This window comes from Corynebacterium sp. HMSC070H05, assembly GCF_001837615.1.
Lineage (GTDB): Bacteria > Actinomycetota > Actinomycetes > Mycobacteriales > Mycobacteriaceae > Corynebacterium > Corynebacterium coyleae.
This window is the reverse complement of the sequence record NZ_KV833343.1, coordinates 137,432-158,822: the sequence shown is the minus strand read 5'-3', so window position 1 is coordinate 158,822 and position 21,391 is coordinate 137,432. Positions and strand designations below refer to the sequence as shown.

Genomic DNA, 21,391 nt, shown 5'->3' with positions numbered 1-21,391 from the left:
CAAAAGCGAGCCTGCGTTCTAGGCGCGCTCGACGGGGTTGCCCAGTTTGCCGATACCTGGGATCTCAACCTCGATGTAGTCGCCCGGAACCATCTCTGCGGTACCCGCCGGCGAACCGGTTGCAATGACATCGCCCGGCAGCAGAGTAAAGGACTGGGAGACCCACTCCACCATCTCTCCAACCGACTTGATCATCTGGTTCGAGTTGGAGTCCTGCTTGGTCTCCGTTTTACCGTCGTGGGTGTGGTGCGCCTTGATCGGCAGGTTGGCAAAGTCGAACTTATCCAGGTCCGTCTCAATCCAAGGACCGAGCGGACCGAAGGTGTCCATGCCCTTGGCGCGCGCCCACTGACCGTCCGCGAACTGGAGGTCACGCGAGGAGACATCGTTGATGATGGTCACGCCACGGATCACAGACTTCCAGTCCTCAGCCTTGACGTTTTTGCATGGAACGCCAACGACGAGCGCCAGCTCGCCCTCAAACTCGACGCCTGTGGCGAACTCCGGGATCTTAATAGCGGCACCAGGGCCAATCACGGCGGTCGACGGCTTGATAAAGATTGTCGGCGGCAGGTGCTCGGCGGATTGCTTGAACACCTCAGCTACGTGGTCCGCGTAGTTGCGTCCCACAGCGACGATCTTCGACGGTAGCGTCGGTGCAAGCAACCTCACCTGGTCAAGGTCGTATTCTTTGCCGGTGTACTCCGGCGCACTAAACGGCGTGCCCTTGATCGCCTTTGCGGTCGTTCCCGCATCGTCGATAACGGCGAACGTCATTCCTTCAGGTGTTGCAATTCGTCCAAAACGCATGTGATCGAGCATACAACCCCACTGTCATTGTGGCGCATTTGGGATTCACTGACGTCTACTGCGCGCTCAGCGCCAGGTACAACTCCGCGCACGCGATCGCGTCGGTAAGCGCGTTGTGGTTCGCGTAGTCGGGCAAATTGTAGCGCTGTCGCACGCGCGCAAGCCTGAGGTCCTCGCCGCGCGGATACGTACCCATGCGCTCCATGTGTCGCCGCTCCATCGCGAAGGTATCCACTACCTCGCTCTCGCGCAGGCCCCATCGCTTGCCCTTGACATCTTTTTGCAGCTTTGCGACGAAACCTAGCTCCATCTGCGCAAAATGGGCCAACAACTTGCGTCCTTCAAGGGCACGATCAAACGCGTCGAGTACTTCGGCAGCGACGACGCCTTTGTTCGCAATATCATCGTCAGTCACCCCGTGAAGCGTCACAGTATCGCCAACTTGGGCACCTGCGAGAACGAAGTACTGTGCCTGTGATAGATCGATCACACGGCCGTCGACGGGAACCCAACCGATGGAGACCATCTCATGCTTCTCCGGCTTGAGTCCGGTGGTTTCGACGTCGACGGCCAGCAGGGCGTCGTCGTTAAGCACCCGCGCTTTCGGTCGAAAGAACATCTCACACCGCCCGCGTCGGGTACTTCGACGCCAGCGCGTTCTGCAGCGACTTGATCACACCGAACGCATCGCGCAACGCGGCCCGATCCAGGGATTGCAACTGCTTCGGATCAATGCGGTAGTTCGGCTCCTCCCCGGCGCGCACCTGCTGCGACTGGTGTTTCATGACAAGGTCCGAAAGGTACTCGTAAGCGTCTGCCAGATCCGACGCTCCCTTCGTCGATACCGCCTCGCCGGCAGAGGCACGCAGGCGTGTAGGCGTATCCACCGCACTGACACCGGCCACGATGGAGTACAACCGAGCCATCTGCACCACAGCGGCAGTACCACCGCGTTTGATGTCTAGCGTGTTCGCATACTCGCCGTCGCGCTCAAGCACGAAGCCACGGAAAAAGCCCACTGGAGGCTCTCGGAACGTAGCCAGAGCTGCCAAGTGTGTATGTAGACGGCGCGACCCGCGCGCCGACGACAACGCCGCCTCATGCACCTCATCAGCCAGCGAGCGCCACCCCTCGCCTGAGCCGAAGATCGCGCGGAAATCGAAAAATACCTGCGCGTGCAGCAACGCGTTCGGATCAGGTGCAGTGACCCAAGTGTGGAACATGCGCGACCACTGCGACTGCGTCATGCGCCACTTTGGGTTCGACGCCATCATCTCCCCCGGGCATAACGCCTGACCTGCATGCGCGAGACCCTCGCAGACAAACTGTGTCAGCGCGATGAAGTACTCCCCATGTGTTTCTTCGTCGTAACTGTCCGCGAGGACCAACGCGTTGTCTTGGTCGGAGGCTGGCCCCATCTCCGCGCGAGCCTGACTGCCTACCGCGACAAAGGCGTACGGCACCGGTGCTGGCCCCAGCTGCTCCTCCGCTAGCTCGCCTAGACGGCGAGCGATGGAATCCGCAATCGATGTCAGCAGGCGCTGTGTCTCAGCAGCGGACGCGCCTCGCTCAAAGAACCGCACAGCCACGTTTGCCGCGGCATCGTAGGCTCCCTCGAGCTCCTCGTACGTACTCTGCTGCACATCTGCTGCCAAGTAGATCGGGTCTGCTTGCAGCAGGCGCATGATGTCAAATGAGGTCAGCACACCGCACACACCTCCGGCGCCTTCAACCGGCAGGTGGTGGATCCCCAACTCGCTCATCGCGAGCATCGCCTCGAACACCAACGCTGTTTCCGGGATGGTGCGCACTGGTGAGGACATCACATGTGCAATAGGCCGTGACGGGTCCACTTGCGCTGCGACAACGCGAGAACGCATGTCCTTGTCTGTGAGGATGCCGATCTGCTCACCTCCGACGACGACGAGGCAACTCGCATCGTGCTCGTTCATCACACCGGCAGCGTGCGCGATTGGTGCAGTTGCGTCACAGGTGACGGCAGGGCGGCCGTCGACAATATGCGCAATGGGCGTACGCAGCACACTCGCCGTCCCCCCATCACGCACCTCTTCCGCTGCCACTTTGAGACGACGAGACGCCGATTCAAAGAACCTGTGCAGCTCAGGATGCGCATCGAGCAGGCCTGTGAACACCTCGCGCGGCAGCATGAGCAACACGCTGTCTTCCACCGCTTCCATCACATACTGCGATTCACGCGGACCTACCAGCGTGGAGTAGCCGAAGTTCAGGCCTGTATCGCGACGGTCCAGCAGCAAGTTGTCATCGCTGACGATGTCAACCGCACCCGAGCGAATGATGTACAGCGTGTCGTTGGGCTGGCCGAGATCCACAACGACTTGACCGCGGCGCACATAGGTGATCCCCATCTGTGCGGGCAGGGCCCGGATCTTCTCTTCAGGGAGGCTTGAAAACGGCTCGTGCTGGGCCAGGAAGCCGTAGACCTCGTCCAATTCCACGCTCATGCCCGAAGCCTAGCGTGAGCACGACCCCCACACGGCGAATTTTTGGAAAACTACTGGTAGCTCACAAACCACGGGCGAGGATTCACGTCGGCATAGGTCTGCTCCGGAGTAAACATAGGAGAGTCCTCGTCGATAAAGTTCTTCCACGCCATGAAGTAATTCGGGTCCAACCCCTGACGCAGGATGTTCCACGTGTCGAACTTCTGCTCCGGCAGCCCATGACCGTCCGCGTGAAGGACCCATGCAAGTTCCGGCTGCCCGGTGACAATGTTTTCGCGGTCCGGGTACATCCCGACCTGGAACTGGTGCAGAATCAATGCCTTCTGTGGCAGGTTGTTGTCGCGGACAAGCGCTGCAAGCCAGTCGGCGACCTCATTGATTTCGGCTGCGGTTGCGCTACCGATACGCGAAAGCGGCTGCTCACCAGGGTTTAGCTTCCATTCCGCATCAAGTGCCAAGCCAACGTTCGGCTGCTTGAGCAGCTCCTCGTAGATCTTCGCCTGCTCCAAGAAGTTGCCTTGGCCCGGCTGCAGGTCGATTACGGCGTAACCACCTGCGTCCACGATGGCATCCACATACGGGGCGATATCTTCCATCGGCGTCTCGTTGGAGTAGTTACCGTCATCGCCCGGGAACTCCGATGCCACCGACGCAATGACCTCGAAGGCAGGAATGATCGGCTGATCCTCCAGCGGCTCGTACCAGGAGGCGTATTGCTTCGCCAGTTCAACTGCTGCGGCAGGGTCCTGCTCCCCCATCACTCCGAGCTCTGGGCCGTACGGATGGCCGTAGAGCGCAATCATGCGCCGGCCTGGGAACACCAGTCCGCCGCCACCAGGCAGTTCACCATTGGCGGCGAGTGCTGCACGCGCACGGAAGTTCTCGTTCGAGCCCCACTGGCGGCCAAGCGCGAGCACGTCCTGTTCCATAACATCGCGCATGCTTTGCGACGACGCCCGCGGGTCCGCAGCCGCCAACACCTGCACATCCGCACCTGCTGCGCGAGCTGTGGCCACCGACGCACGCGAGGAGACCGCCGTGGCAAACACTGGCGGCATCTGCAAGCCACGCGGGTTCTTTGCCTCGAGTGCCGCAATCGCCGCCACATCTTCTTCGGCACGCTCGGCTACGACCGGTTCAGTCGCTGCTACCGCGTCGTCATCGCCCGGAACCTCAATTACCCGGGACGCGCCAAGGCGTTCAACCTCAGCATCAATCACGGCGTCGGTGCCATCGAGGCGCACCAGAAGCGGCGCACCTAGTTCCACTGCAATCGCGGCAGCCCGAAGCTGCTGATCGCGATCCTTCGCGGAGACCACCACCGTGTCCGACGACTCGAAGAAGCGCTGCGAGACTTCCACACCCGTGCCGTCGGCGTCCTGAACCACCTCGTCACCATCGGTAGCAAGGGCGTTCTTGGCGCCAGCATCGGACTGAGAGCCCCCACCGAGTCCTCCGTCGCCTGCGCCGCAGCCAGTCAGGGCAAGCGCAGAAACACAGAAAATGGCAAGGGACGCACGTGTGATCTTCCGGGAAGAAACCATGCGCTCGACCCTACGCGAGGGCGTCGACGATGCGCTCACCTACCTCGGTGGTACGCACCGGCGTGTCTCCACGTTGGGTCACGTCGCGCTCGACTGCTTCTTCGATGCGGGCGGCGTTGGTGTCGTCGCCAAGGAAGCGCAGCATCATCGCCACAGACAGAATCATTGCCGTGGGATCAGCAATCCCCTGGCCCGCGATATCCGGTGCAGAGCCGTGCACCGGTTCGAACATGGATGGGAACTCACGTGCAGCATTGATGTTGCCGGAGCACGCCAGCCCCACACCGCCCGCAACCGCACCTGCCAGGTCAGTCAGGATGTCGCCGAAAAGGTTGTCGGTGACAATCACGTCGTAGCGCGACGGGTCCTGCACCATGTAAATCGTTGCAGCATCGATGTGGTTGTAGTCCACCTCGACCTCCGGGAACTCCTGCGACAACTCGTCGACCACGCGCTGCCACAAGCCACCTGCGTTGACCAGCACGTTGGTCTTGTGCACGAGCGTGACCTTCTTGCGGCGCGTCATTGCCAACTCAAACGCGTACCGAGCAACACGCTCAGCGCCGAAATACGTGTTCTGAGAAACCTCGGAAGCAACTTCGTGCGGGGTGCCCTGACGCAAGGTACCGCCGTTACCAGCATAGAGCCCCTCGGTACCTTCACGGACCACAACAAAGTCGATCTCACCAGGGTTTGCGAGCGGGCTCGTCGACGATGGGTAGAGCTTCGACGGCCGCAGATTGACGTAATGGTCCAACTTGAAACGCAGCGGCAGCAGCAGGCCGCGCTCGAGCACACCCGCAGGCACGCGCGCCGGGTCGCCGATCGCGCCGAGCAGAATCGCATCGTGTTCGGCGAGGCTTTCCAAGTCCTCGTCCGTCAGCAGCTCGCCGTTGCGCAGGTAGCGGCGCGCTCCGAGGTCATATTCGGTGGTCTCGACGTCATCGCGCACAGCATTGAGGACCTTGAGCCCCTCCGCCATAACTTCTTGGCCGATACCGTCGCCAGCAATCACCGCGATTTTCATATTCTGGGACACCTTTCTCACTGTGTAGACTCTGGCGCCCACATTAGCACTCCTTAGCGCTTGGGTTTAACGATTCCGCTCCGACTGACGGATACGAAACGCCAACTCCTCACTCGAGCCGAATTGCGCCCCCAGCGCAATAAGCGACTTATCAGAAAGCCCCGCCATGGCGAACAACGTCGCTTCCGCTTTCCGCGGATCCGGCAGCGGCACGATCTCCACCGCGGCACCGTAACTCCTCGCATTCGCAATCGCGGGTATCGACGACTGCCACGTGGCCACCACCTTCGGCGACATATGCGCATCCCGGCGCGATTGGACGGGAAACGGTTGCGCTTGGGCGCCGGGTTTAGCCACGGGATCTGCCCAGGTAGCACGTAGCCAAGTGGGATCGCTACCGTTGAGTTCGGCGACTGCGCGGGCACTGTCAGCAGGGTCATCGATAGTGCGTTCAACGAAGCGCAGCGAAGTCATCTCGCCGAGCGCGCGCATCCCACCGGGGTCGCGTCGGATACGTACTGCACCAGATGCGGGAGCCATAGCGACATCACCGACAGTTAAGACGGTCACCGTGTGCATGTCGGCGATCATGGAGACGTATTCGGCGTGGCGTGCTCCGTCGTAGACCATCATCGGGGCATGTGCGGTCACTGCGATGGAGGCTGCGCGAAGTTGCGCCTCCGGGGTGTCGTCGGAAAGCACGAGCGTTTCGGAGCGCGGGAAGAACAACTTCGCGGTTTCCATGCCAAGTGGGTCGTCGAGCACCACCGGGTGAGGCTCAAACGTTTTGGAGACATGCCCTGCGACGTTGACGCTACGGGCGCGATCGTAAGGGCCAAGTTGGACATCCGGAGTGCATGCGGCGAGCAGTACGCCCGCCGATAGCACGGCAAGCGATGCGTACCCGGAATGCTTCACCGGTCCTCCTTCGTGTCTCTCCCCTGTGCTGTTCCTATTCTGCGTCGTCGCACAATCCTTCGTCGCTGAGAACGTTGCGGTCCATCGCGTATTCAATCATGCCGATGAACCGTTCACGACGATCAGCGATAAATCGCTCCCAGTTAGATGTCAGCAGTGCTTCTGGGTCGACTTCGTGGCTTTCGAGCAGGGCGTCAAAGTCATCGTCGTCAAGCAGCGACTTGGACTGCAGCCTGGGCAGGTAGCGTTTCGGCTCGTTTTGCTCAATGACGACCTCGGTACGACGGCCCATCGGCGTGCGGTTGAGCACGCTGTCGGCCAGCTGCTCGTCGACACCGAATTCGCGCAGGTACTCCCACGGGAAGATCTGGCCGAAGCGAGGTTTCAGTTCGGCCACTGTGGATTTGTCGAAGTGCTCTCCAGTGCGCCAGTCACGCGCGCCGCGTGCCATCAGTAACGAATACAGCCCACGGTAGATCCCACTGTCCGCGGTTGCGGTATAGAGACGGGATTCGTGGAAACGTGCATCGGCGACCGTACGTGGCTCGGCGTCGGTCTCTCCGCAGACCCACGGGATGACTTCAGAGACGTCTACGCCGATGCGGATTGTCGGCGCGTGCGCGGCATAAAGCTCACCGAACACGCCGCACCAGAACCAACGGTTGAGCCTGTCACCGACTTCCTTCTTTCCTGCAAGTTCGGGACGTTCGGCCAGGCGCGCAAGCATAACCGCGAGCGGGATGAGTTGCGCAGGGTAAGGGACTTGATCCGCAGCGACGATACGTCGCTCTTGCAGGAACTGGGCGACCGCAACGAACCCGCGGGCCATCTCATCGGCGTGTGCACGGTAATCCTCGATCGTGATGTTGAGGATGTCACCACGGTGGCCCAAAGCAGGCCCCTGCCGACTGGTCAGCAACAGTGACAGTGCACGCAGGAATTCCACACGGCCGATGCCCTTGAGCACGTCATAGCAATCAAACTGGGCTGCGAGTTCTTCCCAGTGGCTAGCCAAGTCGAACGTCGGGTCTTGGGTTGCATATGTCGCGGTAAGGAGCTCGAACACATCCATCTGCACACCTGCTGAGTTAGCAAACGCGAAGATCTGCCCCACTCCCTCTTGTGCAGTATCGCGGTCCAGGCGGATCATTGGAATGTCGTACGCAGGCAGCTCACGCATCACCGCATTGATAAATCGCTTCACGGCAGTACGCACCTCGTCGTGTTGTGCATGTGCCGCCATATCGACGAGGAGATCGTTGCCCTCTTTCCAGAGCAACATCGAAACCGACATCACAGCGTGCTCGATCATGTCATCGCGATTTCGGATGCCACCTGGAATGTCCGGCCCAAAGTGGGATCGGACATTCCCTTCCCCATCGACAGCAAACACGGCTTCCACCGGCATCGGCGTGTGTGCCACCGCCGCTCGTACGTCCACCATGAACTTCCGGGAAATCGGTCGCCCAAGATAGTCCACCGTGCTCACCTCCCCATCACCCTTAAATGCGTGAAAGAGCGACGTGAGGCGCTGTTGGCCGTCGAGAAGCAACAGGCCCGGTTCCACTCCAGCAACATTCACCCCCTCAAGCGGGCGTGGTTTAAAACGCTGCTCCGCGTTGCGAGTATCGAGCGCGAGGAAAGAACCGACCGGGTAGCCACGCAGCACGGAGGTGACCAACGTGCGCACCCGATCCACGTCCCACAGGTATGAGCGCTGAAAATCAGGCAGCTGCAGCTCGCCGCGCTCAGCGCGGGAAAATAGATCCTTGAGCGAATAGCTCGGCGTAGTAAAGCCCATATGCCTTAGCGTAGGACAGAATCAGCACACCGTCTCGTGCTCGATGTGCTCTGGCAGCTCAATTTGCACTGTCGCATGCTCCACACCCAGCCTGTGCAACTCCGCCTGAACCCGATCCAGCAACTGATCGCGGTCTTCTCCTTCCGCCGCCACAATGTGAACCGTTGCAATCACCGACACCCCGTCAAGCGACCACAAGTGCAGGTCATGCAAATCCCTCACCCCAGGCAGTGCACGTAACTCAGCCTCGACTTCCTCGGCGTCAAACCCTTCGGGCACACGCTCCAGCATCACACCCACCGACTCCGCCATGAGTTTCCACGCACGAGGAACAATCAGTCCCGCGATCAGCAACGACGCAATGGGGTCAGCCGCAGTAAAGCCGGTCAACGCGACAATTGCGCCGGCCCCCAGCACGGCGATAGACCCGAACATATCCACCAACACGTGGAGGTATGCACCGCGTACGTTGATCGACTCCTTTTGCTGGGAGTACAAAATCCACGCCGACAACGCGTTCGCCGCAAGGCCGATCGCGGCGATGATCATCATCGGACCCGTATCAATCGGGGCTGGATCCCGCAGCCTGCGCAAGGCCTCGATTGCAATCCAGACGGAGACTGCCAGCACTGTCGCGGCATTAATCATCGCCGCGAGCACCTCGACACGGCGGTAGCCGTAGGTCGCGTATGACGTGGCTGCACGCTTACCGACGAGCACCGCCGCCATCGCAATGATCAGCCCGGCCGCGTCCGACAACATGTGCATCGCATCCGCAAGCAGCGCGACCGATCCCGAAATCACACCTCCGACCAACTCCGCAACAAAGACCGTTGCGGTAACGGCAAGCGCAGCGCCGATCGCCTTCGTCGGCGCGTCAACACGTGCGCCATGAGCATGATCATGATGAGCGTGATCTGAATGGTTGTGCATAACGACAACCATAGGAACACCAACACGTTAATGACAATTTATTGAAAATCGCTGCCGGGATGCTTTCCGCAGCGCTCACGAGGAGAAACGAATCCTTCGCGCCTCCCCGGGGCGAAATCCTGCCGAGCCAAATCGTCATACTTTGTTACAGTGGGCGACCGTTCGCATATCCGAGCACGTCACGGGCGGTTCACCATGAATCCGCCCCGAGCGGCGCGGATAAGTAATAACGAAAGGAATTAGCAAATGACTACCCCGAACCCGAATCAAAACCCGAACGACCCGACCGAGGATGTTCGCGTCGAGCGCACTACCCCTGAGGCTTCGACCACCGCACCGGCGCGTCCGGCTGCTGGCTCCACTGCAGTGACTGACGACGATAACGGTGGCGGCGGATGGTGGAAGTGGCTCCTGGGCATTCTGGCAGCACTCCTGCTTTTGGCCTTGCTGTGGAACCTGTTTACCGGCGACGACACCGAGGGCGACGCCACCGTAGACACCTCCACCACGACTGCAGCCACCGAGGTTGTTAACGAGACCACCACGGTCGAAGACGGCACCGTTACCGAAACCGCACCGGCCGAGGACGCCGCTGGGGACGCCAACACTGACGCCAACGAGGCCGACGCTACCGCGACCGAGACGACAAACGTCGTCGAGGAGGTCATCGACTCCATCGCACCGGAAGGCGCCCAGGAGGAGGCTCCGGCTGACGCACCGGCCACCAACTAATTATTCGGCGCGATCCGACTACCCCGCACCCACTCTCCGGGCGCGGGGTTTGCTCTGCCGTGCGGGCTTGTGCGGGAGAAGCACGACAAAGCCCTCGAATCACATTGATCCGAGGGCTACGTTTACCTGCCGAATTAGCGGGCAGTGTCGGTAAGCGGGTTCTTCACCCAGCTCATCATGTCGCGAAGCTCTGCACCGGTCTTCTCAATCGGGTGCTGTGCAACCTTGTCGCGCAGACCCTCGAGCTCCTTGTTGCCACCCTCAACGTTGGCGACGAGGCGCTTGGTAAAGGTGCCGTCCTGGATATCCTTCAGGATGTCGCGCATACGATCCTTCGCCGAGGCGTCGATGACACGCGGACCAGAGAGGTAACCGCCAAACTCTGCCGTGTCAGACACGGAGTAGTTCATGTTGGCAATGCCGCCTTCGTAGATCAGGTCGACGATCAGCTTCATCTCGTGGAGGCACTCGAAATACGCCATCTCCGGCTCGTAGCCAGCCTCGACCAAGACGTCGAAGCCGGTCATGATCAGGTCCTCGAGGCCACCACAGAGCACTGCCTGCTCACCGAACAGGTCGGTGACAGTCTCGGCCTCGAAGGTGGTCGGGATAACGCCAGCGCGTGCGCCACCGATTGCGGCAGCGTAGGACAGCGCAAGCTCACGGCCGTTGCCCTGCGGATCCTGCTCCACGGCGATCAGGCAAGGCACACCCTTGCCGTCGGCGAAGGTGCGACGCACCAGGTGGCCCGGACCCTTCGGGGCAACCATGCCGACGGTGATGTTGTCTGCCGGCTTGATCAGGCCGAAATGGATGTTCAGACCATGCCCGAAGAACAGGGCGTCGCCGTCCTTCAGGTTCGGCTCGATGTCCTCTTCGAAGATCTTGGCCTGGGAGGTATCCGGGGCGAGCAGCATGATCACGTCAGCCCATGCAGCTGCCTCAGCATTCGTCTTCACATCAAAGCCGGCCTCGCGGGCCTTTTCTGCGGACTTGGAGCCGTCGCGAAGGCCAACAACCACCTCGACGCCGGACTCGCGCAGGTTCTGAGCGTGCGCGTGACCCTGGGAGCCGTAGCCGATGATTGCAACCTTCTTGCCCTGGATCAGGGACAGGTCTGCGTCTTGGTCGTAAAGCACTTCAATAGCCATAGTTCTCGCTTCTTTCTTCATTCTGTGAGACGGGCGTTTCACATTATGACACAGCCGCCTCAGTTTGTGGGTGTTTTTAGTCCAATGGAGCCAAAGTTTTAGCGCCACGCGTCAGCGCTACCGTGCCTGATCGGGCAAGCTCGCGGATACCGAACGTATCCATGACGTCCAAAAACGCCTTCAACTTCGGTGACTCACCGGTGGCCTCAATAACAACAGAGTCCACCGCAACATCGATCACGCGCGCTCGGAACAGGTTGGCAGCGTCCACCACCTGCGGACGTGTTTGATTGTCCGCGTTGACCTTGACCAGCAGCAGCTGGCGGCCGACCGTGGTGTCGTCGTCAAGCTGCTGCACCTTAAGCACCTGGATCAGCTTGTAGAGCTGTTTGACGATCTGCTCGACAGAACGCTCCGTTGCATCGACCACCACCGTCAACCGGTTCACGCCCTCTTTCGACGTCTTCGCCGAAACGAGCGAGACCAGGTTGTACCCGCGACGGGTAAACAGGGCGGTAACACGGGTGATAATTCCGTCAACGTCCTCAACCAGCACTGAAAGCGTGTGGCGAGTGATTGCATCTGGTTGTGTCATTGTTAGTTCCCTTCCTGCTCCGCCGCAGCGGTCTCGATGGCCTCGCTGATTGCCTGCGGCGACTCCGCAGCCGACTCCTCATCATCGAAGAACGGGCGCATTCCGCGCGCATACTCAATGTCACTATTCGACGAGCCCGCAGAGATCATCGGCCACACCTGCGCGTCCTCGCCCACGATGAACTCAATGACCACCGGGCGATCGTTGATCTCACGCGCACGTTGGATCGTCGGCAGCACGTCTTCTTCCTTCGACACCCGGAACGCAACCGCGCCGAGCGCCTCCGACAACTGCACAAAGTCCGGAACGTAGGTTTCCCCACCCAACTTCGTGTGAGAGTAATTACCGTCGTAGAACAACGTCTGCCACTGACGCACCATGCCCAGGTTGCCGTTATTAATCAGCGCAACCTTGATCGGGAAGCCTTCGAGCGCAGCGGTGGTGATCTCCTGGTTGGTCATCTGGAAACAACCATCGCCGTCGATCGCCCACACCTCTGCATCCGGGTGCGCTGCCTTCGCACCGAGCGCAGCCGGAATGGAAAAGCCCATCGTGCCAGCACCACCAGAGTTGATCCAGTGGCGCGGCGTTTCAAAGTCCACAAACTGCGCAGACCACATCTGGTGCTGGCCCACACCAGAGCAGTAAATTGCGTCCGGCCCGGCGGCCTTGGACAGCGTCTCGATCACAAACTGCGGAGCGAGCGTGCCGTCCTCGTTCTTGTCATAACCGCGCGGGAAACGACGCTTCAGATCCTGCAGACGCTCAATCCACGGCTCAATCGACGGCGCCTTGGCCTTTCCGGATTCCTCAAAGTAATCGGTCAGTTCCGACAGCACACGCTTAGCATCGCCCACGATTGGAACGTCCACCGCGCGGATCTTGCCCACCTCTGCAGGGTCGATGTCAGCGTGAATGACCTTGGCGTGCGGCGCAAACGTATCGGTATCGCCGGTCACGCGGTCGTCGAAACGCGTGCCAACAGCGATGAGCAAGTCGGATTCCTGGAAGGAACCCACTGCCGGTACCGAACCGTGCATACCCGGCATACCCAGGTACAGCGGGTGCGACTGCGGGAACGCTCCGAGCGCCATCAAAGTCGTAGCCACAGGGATCCCGGTCGCCTCAACAAACTCGAGCAGCTGCTTGTTCGCATTCGCCTTCACAACACCGCCACCGATGTAAAGCACCGGACGCTTCGCCTGAGAAATCAGCTTCGCTGCCTGGGCAATCTGACGGTTGTGCGGCTTCGTGTTCGGCTTGTAGCCAGCCAAATCGATCTTCGGCGGCCACTTAAACTCAATCTCCGCGTTCTGCACATCCTTCGGGATGTCCACGAGCACTGGGCCTGGACGGCCGGTCGAGGCAATATGAAACGCCGCCGCAAGCGCGAACGGGATCTGCTCCGGGTCGGTCACCATGAAGTTGTGCTTTGTAATCGGCATCGTGATGCCGCGGATGTCCGCCTCCTGGAACGCATCGGTACCCAAAAGCGACGAGCCAACCTGGCCCGTGATCGCCACCATCGGCACCGAGTCCAGGTAAGCGTCCGCGATCGGTGTTACCAAGTTCGTCGCACCGGGACCAGACGTAGCAATGCAAACGCCGACCCTTCCCGAGGCCACCGCGTATCCCTCTGCTGCATGGCCCGCACCTTGCTCGTGGCGCACCAACACGTGGCGTAGTTTCGTTGCCCGATACAGGGCGTCGTAAAGCGGAAGCACCGCGCCACCCGGAAGGCCGAACACAATTTCCGTGCCAAGCTCCTCCAGGCTGCGAACGACCGCGTCCGCGCCTTTCATCCGCTCCGGTCCATTGCTCTCCGTCGACGGGGATGGTTGTGAACCTGCCACCGTTGCACTCCTTGTGTTCGAATTACCTAAAAATAAAAGCCCCCGGCGAGCGGTGTGCTCTCGAGGGCGCTTGTGTCTGCGGCGTGTAAAACGAACCCGCTACGGCAAGCGCCGCGTGGGTACAATAATTACAAGTCGCTGATTGATCACGTACATGACAATAGTGAGCCAGCCCACCCCTCGCGCATTTTTATTCACAGAAATCACGCGTATCGACGACACCCCGGCGCATCCCGTTACTTCCCCCGGCATCAACATGACTAGCATGCCGGGGTATGACAGCCACACAGGGAACGTCCCCGACCACCCAAAAAGTGTTTAAACCAACCCGTGAGCACATCCTCGCCATCGTGCTCGCAACCGGCATCGCACTCATGGGCATCATGTGGGCGCCGAAATATCTCATTTGGCTCCTTCTTATCCCCATTGTGTGGCTCGCATGGGTACTCTGCTCCTCCACCACAGTGGATAACAAAGGAATTAAAACCCGTTACCTCGTTCGCAAAAATGCCTTTCTTCCTTGGGAAGACCTGGCCGGCATCGCTTTCAAGGGAACTTCCGCACGCGTCGCTGCAAAAAACGGCACCGAGTATCCCCTGCCTGGCGTAACGTTCAACTCATTGCCCGCGCTCGCCGAGGCATCCGGAGGACGAATTACAGACGTCATTGCATCCGCCGAGCAAGCAGCAGACGGCAAGTACGAAATCATTGATAAAGACGGCGACCGCATCCTGCTTACCCGCGAGGAATACGATGCCTACCTCGCAGAACACCCCGATCTGCCGGGACCTCGCCCGTCCGCGAACGAACCTAAGGAGTAAACCGTGATCCCCCTTCGCTCACGTGTCACCACCGTTGGCCGCCAAGCAGCCGGAGCCCGTGCCCTGTGGCGCGCTACAGGCACCGGCGAGCACGAGTTTGGCAAACCCATCGTTGCCATCGTGAACTCCTACACGCAGTTCGTGCCTGGCCACGTTCACCTGAAACATGTTGGTGACATCGTGGCCGACGCTGTCCGCGCCGCAGGCGGCGTACCCAAGGAGTTCAACACCATCGCGGTCGACGACGGCATCGCCATGGGCCACTCCGGCATGCTGTACTCGTTGCCCTCGCGCGAGATCATCACCGACTCGGTGGAGTACATGGTCAACGCCCACACCGTGGATGCCATGGTGTGTATCTCCAACTGCGACAAGATCACCCCAGGCATGCTCAACGCCGCAATGCGTCTGAACATCCCCGCCGTCTTCGTCTCCGGTGGCCCGATGGAGGCCGGCAAGGCGTTTTCTGTCGGCGGTGTGACTAAGCCGAAGTCCGATCTCATCGACGCCATCGCGCTTTCCGCTAACAACGACGTCAGCGACGACGAGCTCGACAGTATCGCCAACAACGCCTGCCCCACCTGTGGTTCCTGCTCCGGCATGTTCACCGCTAATTCCATGAACTGCCTCACCGAAGCACTTGGCTTGTCACTGCCGGGCAACGGCACCACCCTGGCAACCCACACCGCACGCCGCGAACTCTTCGAGCGCGCTGGCCAGACCATCATGGACCTTTGCGAGCGCTACTACGGCCAGGGCGACGAATCCGTCCTACCCCGCAACGTGGCCAACGTCCATGCATTCCGCAACGCCATGGCGCTCGACATGGCAATGGGTGGTTCCACCAACACCATCCTGCACATCCTGGCCGCAGCCCAAGAAGGTGAAATCGACTTCGACCTGGCAGATATCGACGATCTGTCACACAAGATCCCCTGCCTGTCCAAGGTTGCCCCGAACGGTGAGGCACACGTCGAGGATGTCCATCGCGCAGGTGGCATCCCAGCCATCCTGGGTGAGCTCCACCGCGCTGGATTGCTGCATGATGATGTGCATTCGATCACGTACTCGTCGCTAAGCCAATGGCTCGCAGACTGGGACATCCGCGGCGGAAGCGCTACCGAGGAAGCGCTCGAGCTCTTCCACGCCGCACCGGGCGGTGAGCGCACCACGAAGGCATTCTCACAAAGCGCGCGCTGGGAAAGCCTGGATACGGATGCGAAAAATGGCGTCATCCACGACGTCGAGCACCCGTTTACCTCCGACGGCGGCCTTGTCGTCTTGCGCGGCAACCTAGCCCCGGACGGCGCCATCCTGAAAACCGCAGGCGTCGAAGAAGGCTTATGGGAGTTCACCGGTCCAGCACGCGTCGTCGATTCGCAAGAGCAAGCTGTGTCCATGATCCTCAACCGCGAGGTGCTCGAAGGCGAGGTTGTGGTCATCCGCTACGAGGGCCCAGCAGGTGGACCGGGCATGCAGGAAATGCTCCACCCGACGTCATTCCTCAAAGGCGCTGGCCTGGGCAAGAAGTGCGCACTGATCACCGACGGTCGCTTCTCCGGAGGCACCTCCGGTCTGTCCATTGGCCACATCTCCCCCGAAGCTGCCGCAGGCGGCCTGATCGGCCTCATCGAAAACGGCGACACCATCGCCATCTCCGTGTCCAACCGCGAACTGAAGCTGGATGTGCCGGAAGCAGAGTTGGAAAAGCGCCGTGAAGCTATGGAAGCCTCCGACAACCCCTGGACACCGAACCGTGTCCGCGAGGTTTCGAAGGCTTTGCGTGCATACGCCAAGATGGCAACCAGCGCCGACAAGGGCGCCGTCCGCCAAGTGGACTAAACGCAGCGTGCGTGTGGTTTAGGCAAACGGGTTAATCCCGGTGCCGAACCACCACGCCGCACCTGCTGCGGCAAGACCCACAATGGCGCAGATCCAGGACGATGCCAGCGGACGCTTCGCCCAACCGCGCGAGGCGTCGATACCGTAGCGGCCTGGGCCTGTGAACTGCACTGCGAGAGACACTGCCAGCAGCATGACCGGCACCCACGTTTCCGGCGTCCAGGCGAAGACGTTGAAGCCGTCCGTCTGACCGTTGAATGCGTGCAGCGCCAAAAAGCCGGTGACGGCGATCGCCACAGCTGCCGCAATCGGTCCGAGCAGACCAAGGACCAAGAACACGCCGGCCGTGAGTTCGAGGGTGGGAACAACAACAGCCAGGCCGTTGCCGTACGGGTAGTTGGCGAATGCATTTTCTAGGCCGGCGATACCGTCGTTGCCGCCGAGTCGGAAGAACACTGCGACGGAATCAATAATCAGGTACGCGCCGAGGAACAGACGCAGCAGCAGCAAGCCGAAATCAGTCGTGCCACGGCGGGCGTCTTCCTCCTCTACTGCAACCGGTGCCGGATCCACCGCAACCGGCTCGACCGGCTCCTCCGCATAAGTTGCGGGGGCTGCCGGTGCGATGGTTTCAGATTCACGGATGAACGCGGATGTCACCGGTGCCGGGTCGGATGAGTATGCAGACGCCGAGGGGACCGCAGTAGAGCCTGCGGACGGCGCAGAGGCTTGTGCTGCCTTATCGGCACTCAGGCGCACCTCGTCGCCCGTCTGGGAAGTCTGCGGAAAAATCCCCGTCGCAGCATCCTCCTTGTATTCGGGCACGTCAGCGACGTTTTCCAGGTTGTTCAGATCGTCGGGTGTGAGATCGCGTGGATTTTTAGCCATGGCCTACAACTTAGGCGAAAACTTCGCTGTGATTTGTCAACTCGCCGGGGTGCGCTGCACCGATGTCAACAAACCTAGTTAGCCAAGCCCGTGTAATGGTGTTACCCTGCTACGCGCTCTAAATCTTTTACGCAAATTTATATAAGGATTGTTTATCGATGAGTAAAACGCTCAAAGTCGCCCTCGCGCTCGTGGGCCTGACTGTCGGCGCTGGTTTTGCCTCCGGGCAGGAAGTCATCCAATACTTCCTTGCCTTTGGCTACAAGGGCATCATCGGCGCCGCCATCGCAGGTGCCGCGATCGCAATTTTCAGTGGTTGGGTCTACCAGCTCGGTTCCTACTACATGGCCGATGACCACAGTGCCGTGTTCAAGAGTGTCTCGCGTCCGTGGATTGCTAAATACATGGACATCACCACCGTGTTCACGCTGTTCTGCATCGGCTTCGTCATGGTCGCCGGTGCTGGCGCGAACCTCGAGCAACAATTCGGCCTGCCAACTTGGGCCGGATCGACCATCATGGTTGTGCTGCTGCTCCTGTCCGGTCTTCTTGACATCGACAGGCTCACGAACGTTTTCTCCTTCATCACGCCGCTGCTGATCATCTGCCTGCTCGCCGCGTTTGTGATCACACTGACGAACATCCCGTCCGACTTCGGATACATCAACGAGATTGCACAGCAGAACCAAAGCGCATCAGGCACGTTTGGTAACTGGCTGATCACCGCGTTGAACTACGCAACCCTGGTCATGATCATGGACGTTTCCATGATGCTCGTCTTTGCTGGCTCCCACATGAACCCTGCACAGGCCGGTAAGGGTGGCCTGCTGGGCGGCATTATGTTCGCTGTCTTGCTGCTGATCCTCACGTTCATTCTGTTCTGCAACATGGCAGACGTGATGGACGCAGACATGCCGCTACTGATGGTCTTCGACAACATGCACCCGGCAGTGGGCGTGTTCGTCTCCATTGTCATCTACCTGATGATTTACAACACCGCCGTCGGCATGTTCTACGCCAGCGGTCGTCGCCTCAGCCACGACAAGCCGGGCAAGTTCCGCCCGTACTACTTCGCGGCGGTTCTCGTCGGCTACGCCCTGTCCTTCATTGGCTTCGCTGACCTGCTTGGTTGGGTTTACCCGGTTCTGGGCTACCTCGGTCTTGCCCTTGGCATTGCTATGGGTGTGGCTTGGTTCCGCGACCGCAAGAACATCCAGGAGGAGACGGGACGCCGCGAGCGTCTTGCAGAGCTTGCCGAGACCGCGCTCGATCCGGAAGGCGAGCCGCTGACCCGCGCCGAGCGCAACGAAGTCGACGAGCTCACCGGCGATTCCCACATGGGCGGCCAAGACCTGTGGCAGTCCGTCCAGGAAGAGGTTGCTGCGGATCTGCACGCGGACTCTTCCAGCGAATTCGATATCGCGGACGTGCCTGCGCTCGATCCGGAGTCTGAGTCCTACGAGGGCGCACCCGATACCCCGGGCGACGAAATCCACTGGAAGTCCTACGAGGAGATGTACAAGACTGGCGAGTTCCCGGCCGTCAAGCCTCAAAACAAGTAGCACTGCTTGACGACGACTCCCCCGCCCCGGCCATCCACCACACTGGCCGGGGCTTTCGCGTTTCGCGGTTACATCTCCCAGGGATTAACTAGCTCAACGCCCATCGACTCAAAGCCAGGGGTATTCCGTGTCGCAACGATAAGGCTATGTACTTGAGCGGTAGCAGCGATAAAAGAATCCGCAGTCGCTTTCGGGTCCGGGACGTGCATCGCAGCCGCCACAGAGGCTACGTCCTCATCAAAAGGAAGAATGCGCCCTTTGAATTGAACTTTAACTTGACCATTGAACCAGTCGCGCAACCTTTCAGCCTGCACTGGATCCGTACGTTGCTTGAGCAGAATTCCTCTTTCGATCTCAAAAACTGAGATGGAAGAGATGTATACGTTTCCCTCTGCCAGGTTGTCGGCCCAACTCGCCACTCGAGGATTCACTCGGCCGGGCGGCTTCCGCAGCTCACTAATAACGTTGGTATCGAATAAATACCTCACAGGTCGAGACTCCGCACTTTAAATTCAGCTCGTGGAGGGTCGAATTCTATATCTTCATCCTTCATTTGAACTGCTTTTACCCACCCAGTTTCTGACGATGAGAGCCGACGATAGTCGTCGATCGACAGCAGAACGTGTGACGGCTCCCCACGATCAGTAATGATCACAGGGTGATCGAGCGCGGCGCGCTTCGCGGCACTGACATCCCGATTGAATTCTCTGGCGGAAATAGCGGTCATAACACACCTCCCTGCAGGTACGTACCTACAGGATATGCATTGTTACCATTACCTACAACCCACCAAAGAAGAACCAGCCGGCCCCGTACATCAGTCGGGGCCGGCTGGTTCTTCGCTGAGGTTTTACTCCGCGAGCTTCTTCGCGATCAACTGGTTGACCTGGCCCGGGTCTGCCTTACCCTGGGTGGCCTTCATTACGGCGCCGACGATTGCGCCGGTGACCTTCTTGTTGCCTGCGCGGTACTTCTCCACGATGTCTGGGTTGGCGGCAAGTGCGTCGTCGACAGCCTTCTCGATGGCGCCGTCGTCACGCACAACCTCGAGCCCACGTTTTGCGACGACCTCATCAACGTTGCCGTCCCCCTCAATCACACCGTCGATCGCCTGGCGGCCGAGCTTGGTGGTCAGCTTGCCCTCCTTGACCAACGCAACCACGCGTGCGACATCGTTCGGGGTAACACCGAGCGCGTCCAAATCCTTGCCTGCCTCGTTGGCCTTACCGGCGATGTAGGACACCCACCAGGAACGTGCTTCGTCCGGGGTCGTGCCAGCTTCCACTGTGTCCACGATGAGATCCAACGCACCAGCGTTGACCAGGTCACGGAATTCCTTCTCCGGAAGCTGCCACTCCTCCTGGATGCGAGCACGGCGCACCCACGGCAACTCTGGCAGGGTTGCGCGAATTTCCTCAACCCACTCCGGCTTTGCAATCACCGGCGGCAGGTCAGGGTCGTTGAAGTAACGGTAATCGGAGGCTTCTTCCTTCGGACGGCCCTTCGAGGTGGAGCCGTCCTTCTCCTGGTAGTGGCGGGTCTCCTGGACGATCTCCTCGCCGTTCTCCAACGCGGCAGCCTGGCGCTGCATCTCAAAGCGCACGGCCTGCTCGACCGACTTCAGGGAGTTGATGTTCTTGGTCTCGGTACGGGTGCCAAACTCTTCCTGGCCGACTGGGCGCAGGGACACGTTGGCGTCACAACGCATGCTGCCCTGGTCCATACGAGCATCGGAGACGCCGAGCGCCTTCACCAGCTCACGCAGTGCGCCGACGTATGCCTTCGCCACCTCCGGGGCACGCTCGCCGGCGCCGATGATCGGCTTGGTCACGATCTCGATCAGTGGCACGCCTGCACGGTTGCAGTCCACAAGCGAAGCGGTAGCACCGGTAATACGACCGGAAGCGGAGCCCAGGTGGGTGAGCTTGCCGGTGTCCTCCTCCATGTGTGCGCGTTCGATCTCCACACGCCACTCGGTGCCGTCTTCGAGCACGACGTCCAGGTAGCCGTCGTACGCAATCGGCTCGTCGTACTGAGAGATCTGGTAGTTCTTCGGCTGATCCGGGTAGAAGTAGTTCTTGCGCGCGAAGCGGGATGACTCCGCAATCTTGCAGTTCAGCGCCAGGCCGATCTTGATTGCCCACTCCACACCCTTGGCGTTGACCACCGGCAGTGCGCCCGGCAGGCCGAGCGAAACCGGGTCAACGTTGGAGTTCGGCTCCGCACCAAAATGGGCGGAGGCCGTGGAGAACATCTTCGTCTCAGTTGCGAGCTCGACGTGCACCTCAAGGCCCATTACCGGGTCGTACTTTTCCAGTACCTCGTCGTAATCCATCAGATCGTAGGCAGTCATGCGGGCCATTCTACTGCCCCACCCGTTGTGCTCGCGCTCCAGCTCGCCGTGGCGAAATTTACCTAAAATAAAACCTCC

The 21,391-nt window shown here is 60.2% G+C and carries 19 protein-coding genes; 4 read left to right on the top strand and 15 right to left on the bottom strand.

Annotation, left to right across the window (positions count from 1 at the left end; genetic code table 11):
- Positions 1-18: 18 nt before the first annotated feature.
- The 8 genes from HMPREF2617_RS10600 to HMPREF2617_RS10565 form a co-directional block, all read right to left on the bottom strand.
- Complete coding sequence (locus HMPREF2617_RS10600; protein WP_083279509.1) at positions 19-810, bottom strand: fumarylacetoacetate hydrolase family protein; 792 nt, start codon at positions 808-810, stop codon at positions 19-21.
- 55 nt (positions 811-865) lie between these two features.
- Positions 866-1,429: an exonuclease domain-containing protein gene (locus HMPREF2617_RS10595; protein WP_070484230.1), complete on the bottom strand. Its 564-nt coding sequence runs from the start codon at positions 1,427-1,429 to the stop codon at positions 866-868.
- Position 1,430: 1 nt separating this feature from the next.
- Positions 1,431-3,293 carry a DUF294 nucleotidyltransferase-like domain-containing protein gene (locus HMPREF2617_RS10590; protein WP_070840683.1) on the bottom strand — a complete coding sequence of 621 codons (1,863 nt, stop codon included), beginning with the start codon at positions 3,291-3,293 and terminating at the stop codon, positions 1,431-1,433.
- 50 nt (positions 3,294-3,343) lie between these two features.
- Positions 3,344-4,837, bottom strand: coding sequence for a cell wall-binding repeat 2 family protein (locus HMPREF2617_RS10585; protein ID WP_070840682.1), 1,494 nt, complete (start codon positions 4,835-4,837; stop codon positions 3,344-3,346).
- Positions 4,838-4,847: 10 nt separating this feature from the next.
- Positions 4,848-5,864: a 3-isopropylmalate dehydrogenase gene (locus HMPREF2617_RS10580; RefSeq protein ID WP_070569316.1), complete on the bottom strand. Its 1,017-nt coding sequence runs from the start codon at positions 5,862-5,864 to the stop codon at positions 4,848-4,850.
- Between the two features lie 66 nt (positions 5,865-5,930).
- Positions 5,931-6,782 (bottom strand): hypothetical protein, encoded by an 852-nt coding sequence (locus HMPREF2617_RS10575; RefSeq protein ID WP_070422972.1) that lies wholly within the window; start codon positions 6,780-6,782, stop codon positions 5,931-5,933.
- A 34-nt stretch (positions 6,783-6,816) separates the two neighbouring features.
- The gene (locus HMPREF2617_RS10570; RefSeq protein ID WP_070840681.1) at positions 6,817-8,583 is read right to left on the bottom strand and encodes a DUF262 domain-containing protein; all 1,767 of its coding nucleotides are present in this window, start codon (positions 8,581-8,583) and stop codon (positions 6,817-6,819) included.
- Between the two features lie 21 nt (positions 8,584-8,604).
- Positions 8,605-9,516 (bottom strand): cation diffusion facilitator family transporter, encoded by a 912-nt coding sequence (locus HMPREF2617_RS10565; protein ID WP_070423026.1) that lies wholly within the window; start codon positions 9,514-9,516, stop codon positions 8,605-8,607.
- A 246-nt stretch (positions 9,517-9,762) separates the two neighbouring features.
- Between HMPREF2617_RS10565 and HMPREF2617_RS11950 the strand changes: the two genes are divergently transcribed.
- Entirely contained in the window at positions 9,763-10,248 is a 486-nt protein-coding gene (locus HMPREF2617_RS11950) for a hypothetical protein (RefSeq protein WP_070484248.1), read from the top strand.
- Between the two features lie 134 nt (positions 10,249-10,382).
- Here HMPREF2617_RS11950 and ilvC read toward each other — a convergent pair whose 3' ends face one another.
- The 3 genes from ilvC to HMPREF2617_RS10545 are packed head-to-tail and all read right to left on the bottom strand — an operon-like array spanning position 10,383 to position 13,796.
- Positions 10,383-11,420, bottom strand: coding sequence for a ketol-acid reductoisomerase (gene ilvC, locus HMPREF2617_RS10555; RefSeq protein ID WP_083279502.1), 1,038 nt, complete (start codon positions 11,418-11,420; stop codon positions 10,383-10,385).
- A 55-nt stretch (positions 11,421-11,475) separates the two neighbouring features.
- On the bottom strand, positions 11,476-11,994 hold the full coding sequence (gene ilvN / locus HMPREF2617_RS10550; RefSeq protein ID WP_070422976.1) for an acetolactate synthase small subunit: 519 nt from the start codon (positions 11,992-11,994) through the stop codon (positions 11,476-11,478).
- A 2-nt stretch (positions 11,995-11,996) separates the two neighbouring features.
- Entirely contained in the window at positions 11,997-13,796 is a 1,800-nt protein-coding gene (locus HMPREF2617_RS10545) for an acetolactate synthase large subunit (protein ID WP_070484259.1), read from the bottom strand.
- A gap of 326 nt (positions 13,797-14,122) precedes the next feature.
- Here HMPREF2617_RS10545 and HMPREF2617_RS10540 point away from each other — a divergent pair, with 326 nt between their 5' ends.
- Complete coding sequence (locus HMPREF2617_RS10540; protein WP_070452319.1) at positions 14,123-14,668, top strand: PH domain-containing protein; 546 nt, start codon at positions 14,123-14,125, stop codon at positions 14,666-14,668.
- 3 nt (positions 14,669-14,671) lie between these two features.
- Complete coding sequence (gene ilvD / locus HMPREF2617_RS10535) at positions 14,672-16,510, top strand: dihydroxy-acid dehydratase (protein ID WP_070771754.1); 1,839 nt, start codon at positions 14,672-14,674, stop codon at positions 16,508-16,510.
- Between the two features lie 18 nt (positions 16,511-16,528).
- Here ilvD and HMPREF2617_RS10530 read toward each other — a convergent pair whose 3' ends face one another.
- On the bottom strand, positions 16,529-17,398 hold the full coding sequence (locus tag HMPREF2617_RS10530; protein WP_070840680.1) for a DoxX family protein: 870 nt from the start codon (positions 17,396-17,398) through the stop codon (positions 16,529-16,531).
- Between the two features lie 158 nt (positions 17,399-17,556).
- Here HMPREF2617_RS10530 and HMPREF2617_RS10525 point away from each other — a divergent pair, with 158 nt between their 5' ends.
- Positions 17,557-18,960, top strand: a complete 1,404-nt coding sequence (locus HMPREF2617_RS10525) for a YkvI family membrane protein (RefSeq protein WP_070422981.1) — start codon at positions 17,557-17,559, stop codon at positions 18,958-18,960.
- 68 nt (positions 18,961-19,028) lie between these two features.
- Here the strand turns inward: HMPREF2617_RS10525 and HMPREF2617_RS10520 are convergent, their stop codons facing one another.
- The 3 genes from HMPREF2617_RS10520 to gatB all read right to left on the bottom strand — a co-directional run bounded on the left by HMPREF2617_RS10520 (position 19,029) and on the right by gatB (position 21,313).
- The gene (locus HMPREF2617_RS10520; protein WP_070422982.1) at positions 19,029-19,448 is read right to left on the bottom strand and encodes a type II toxin-antitoxin system VapC family toxin; all 420 of its coding nucleotides are present in this window, start codon (positions 19,446-19,448) and stop codon (positions 19,029-19,031) included.
- The gene (locus HMPREF2617_RS10515; protein ID WP_070422983.1) at positions 19,445-19,687 is read right to left on the bottom strand and encodes a type II toxin-antitoxin system Phd/YefM family antitoxin; all 243 of its coding nucleotides are present in this window, start codon (positions 19,685-19,687) and stop codon (positions 19,445-19,447) included. The genes HMPREF2617_RS10520 and HMPREF2617_RS10515 overlap by 4 nt, the downstream gene beginning before the upstream one ends.
- A 123-nt stretch (positions 19,688-19,810) precedes the next feature.
- On the bottom strand, positions 19,811-21,313 hold the full coding sequence (gene gatB, locus HMPREF2617_RS10510; protein ID WP_070484358.1) for an Asp-tRNA(Asn)/Glu-tRNA(Gln) amidotransferase subunit GatB: 1,503 nt from the start codon (positions 21,311-21,313) through the stop codon (positions 19,811-19,813).
- Positions 21,314-21,391: the final 78 nt, after the last annotated feature.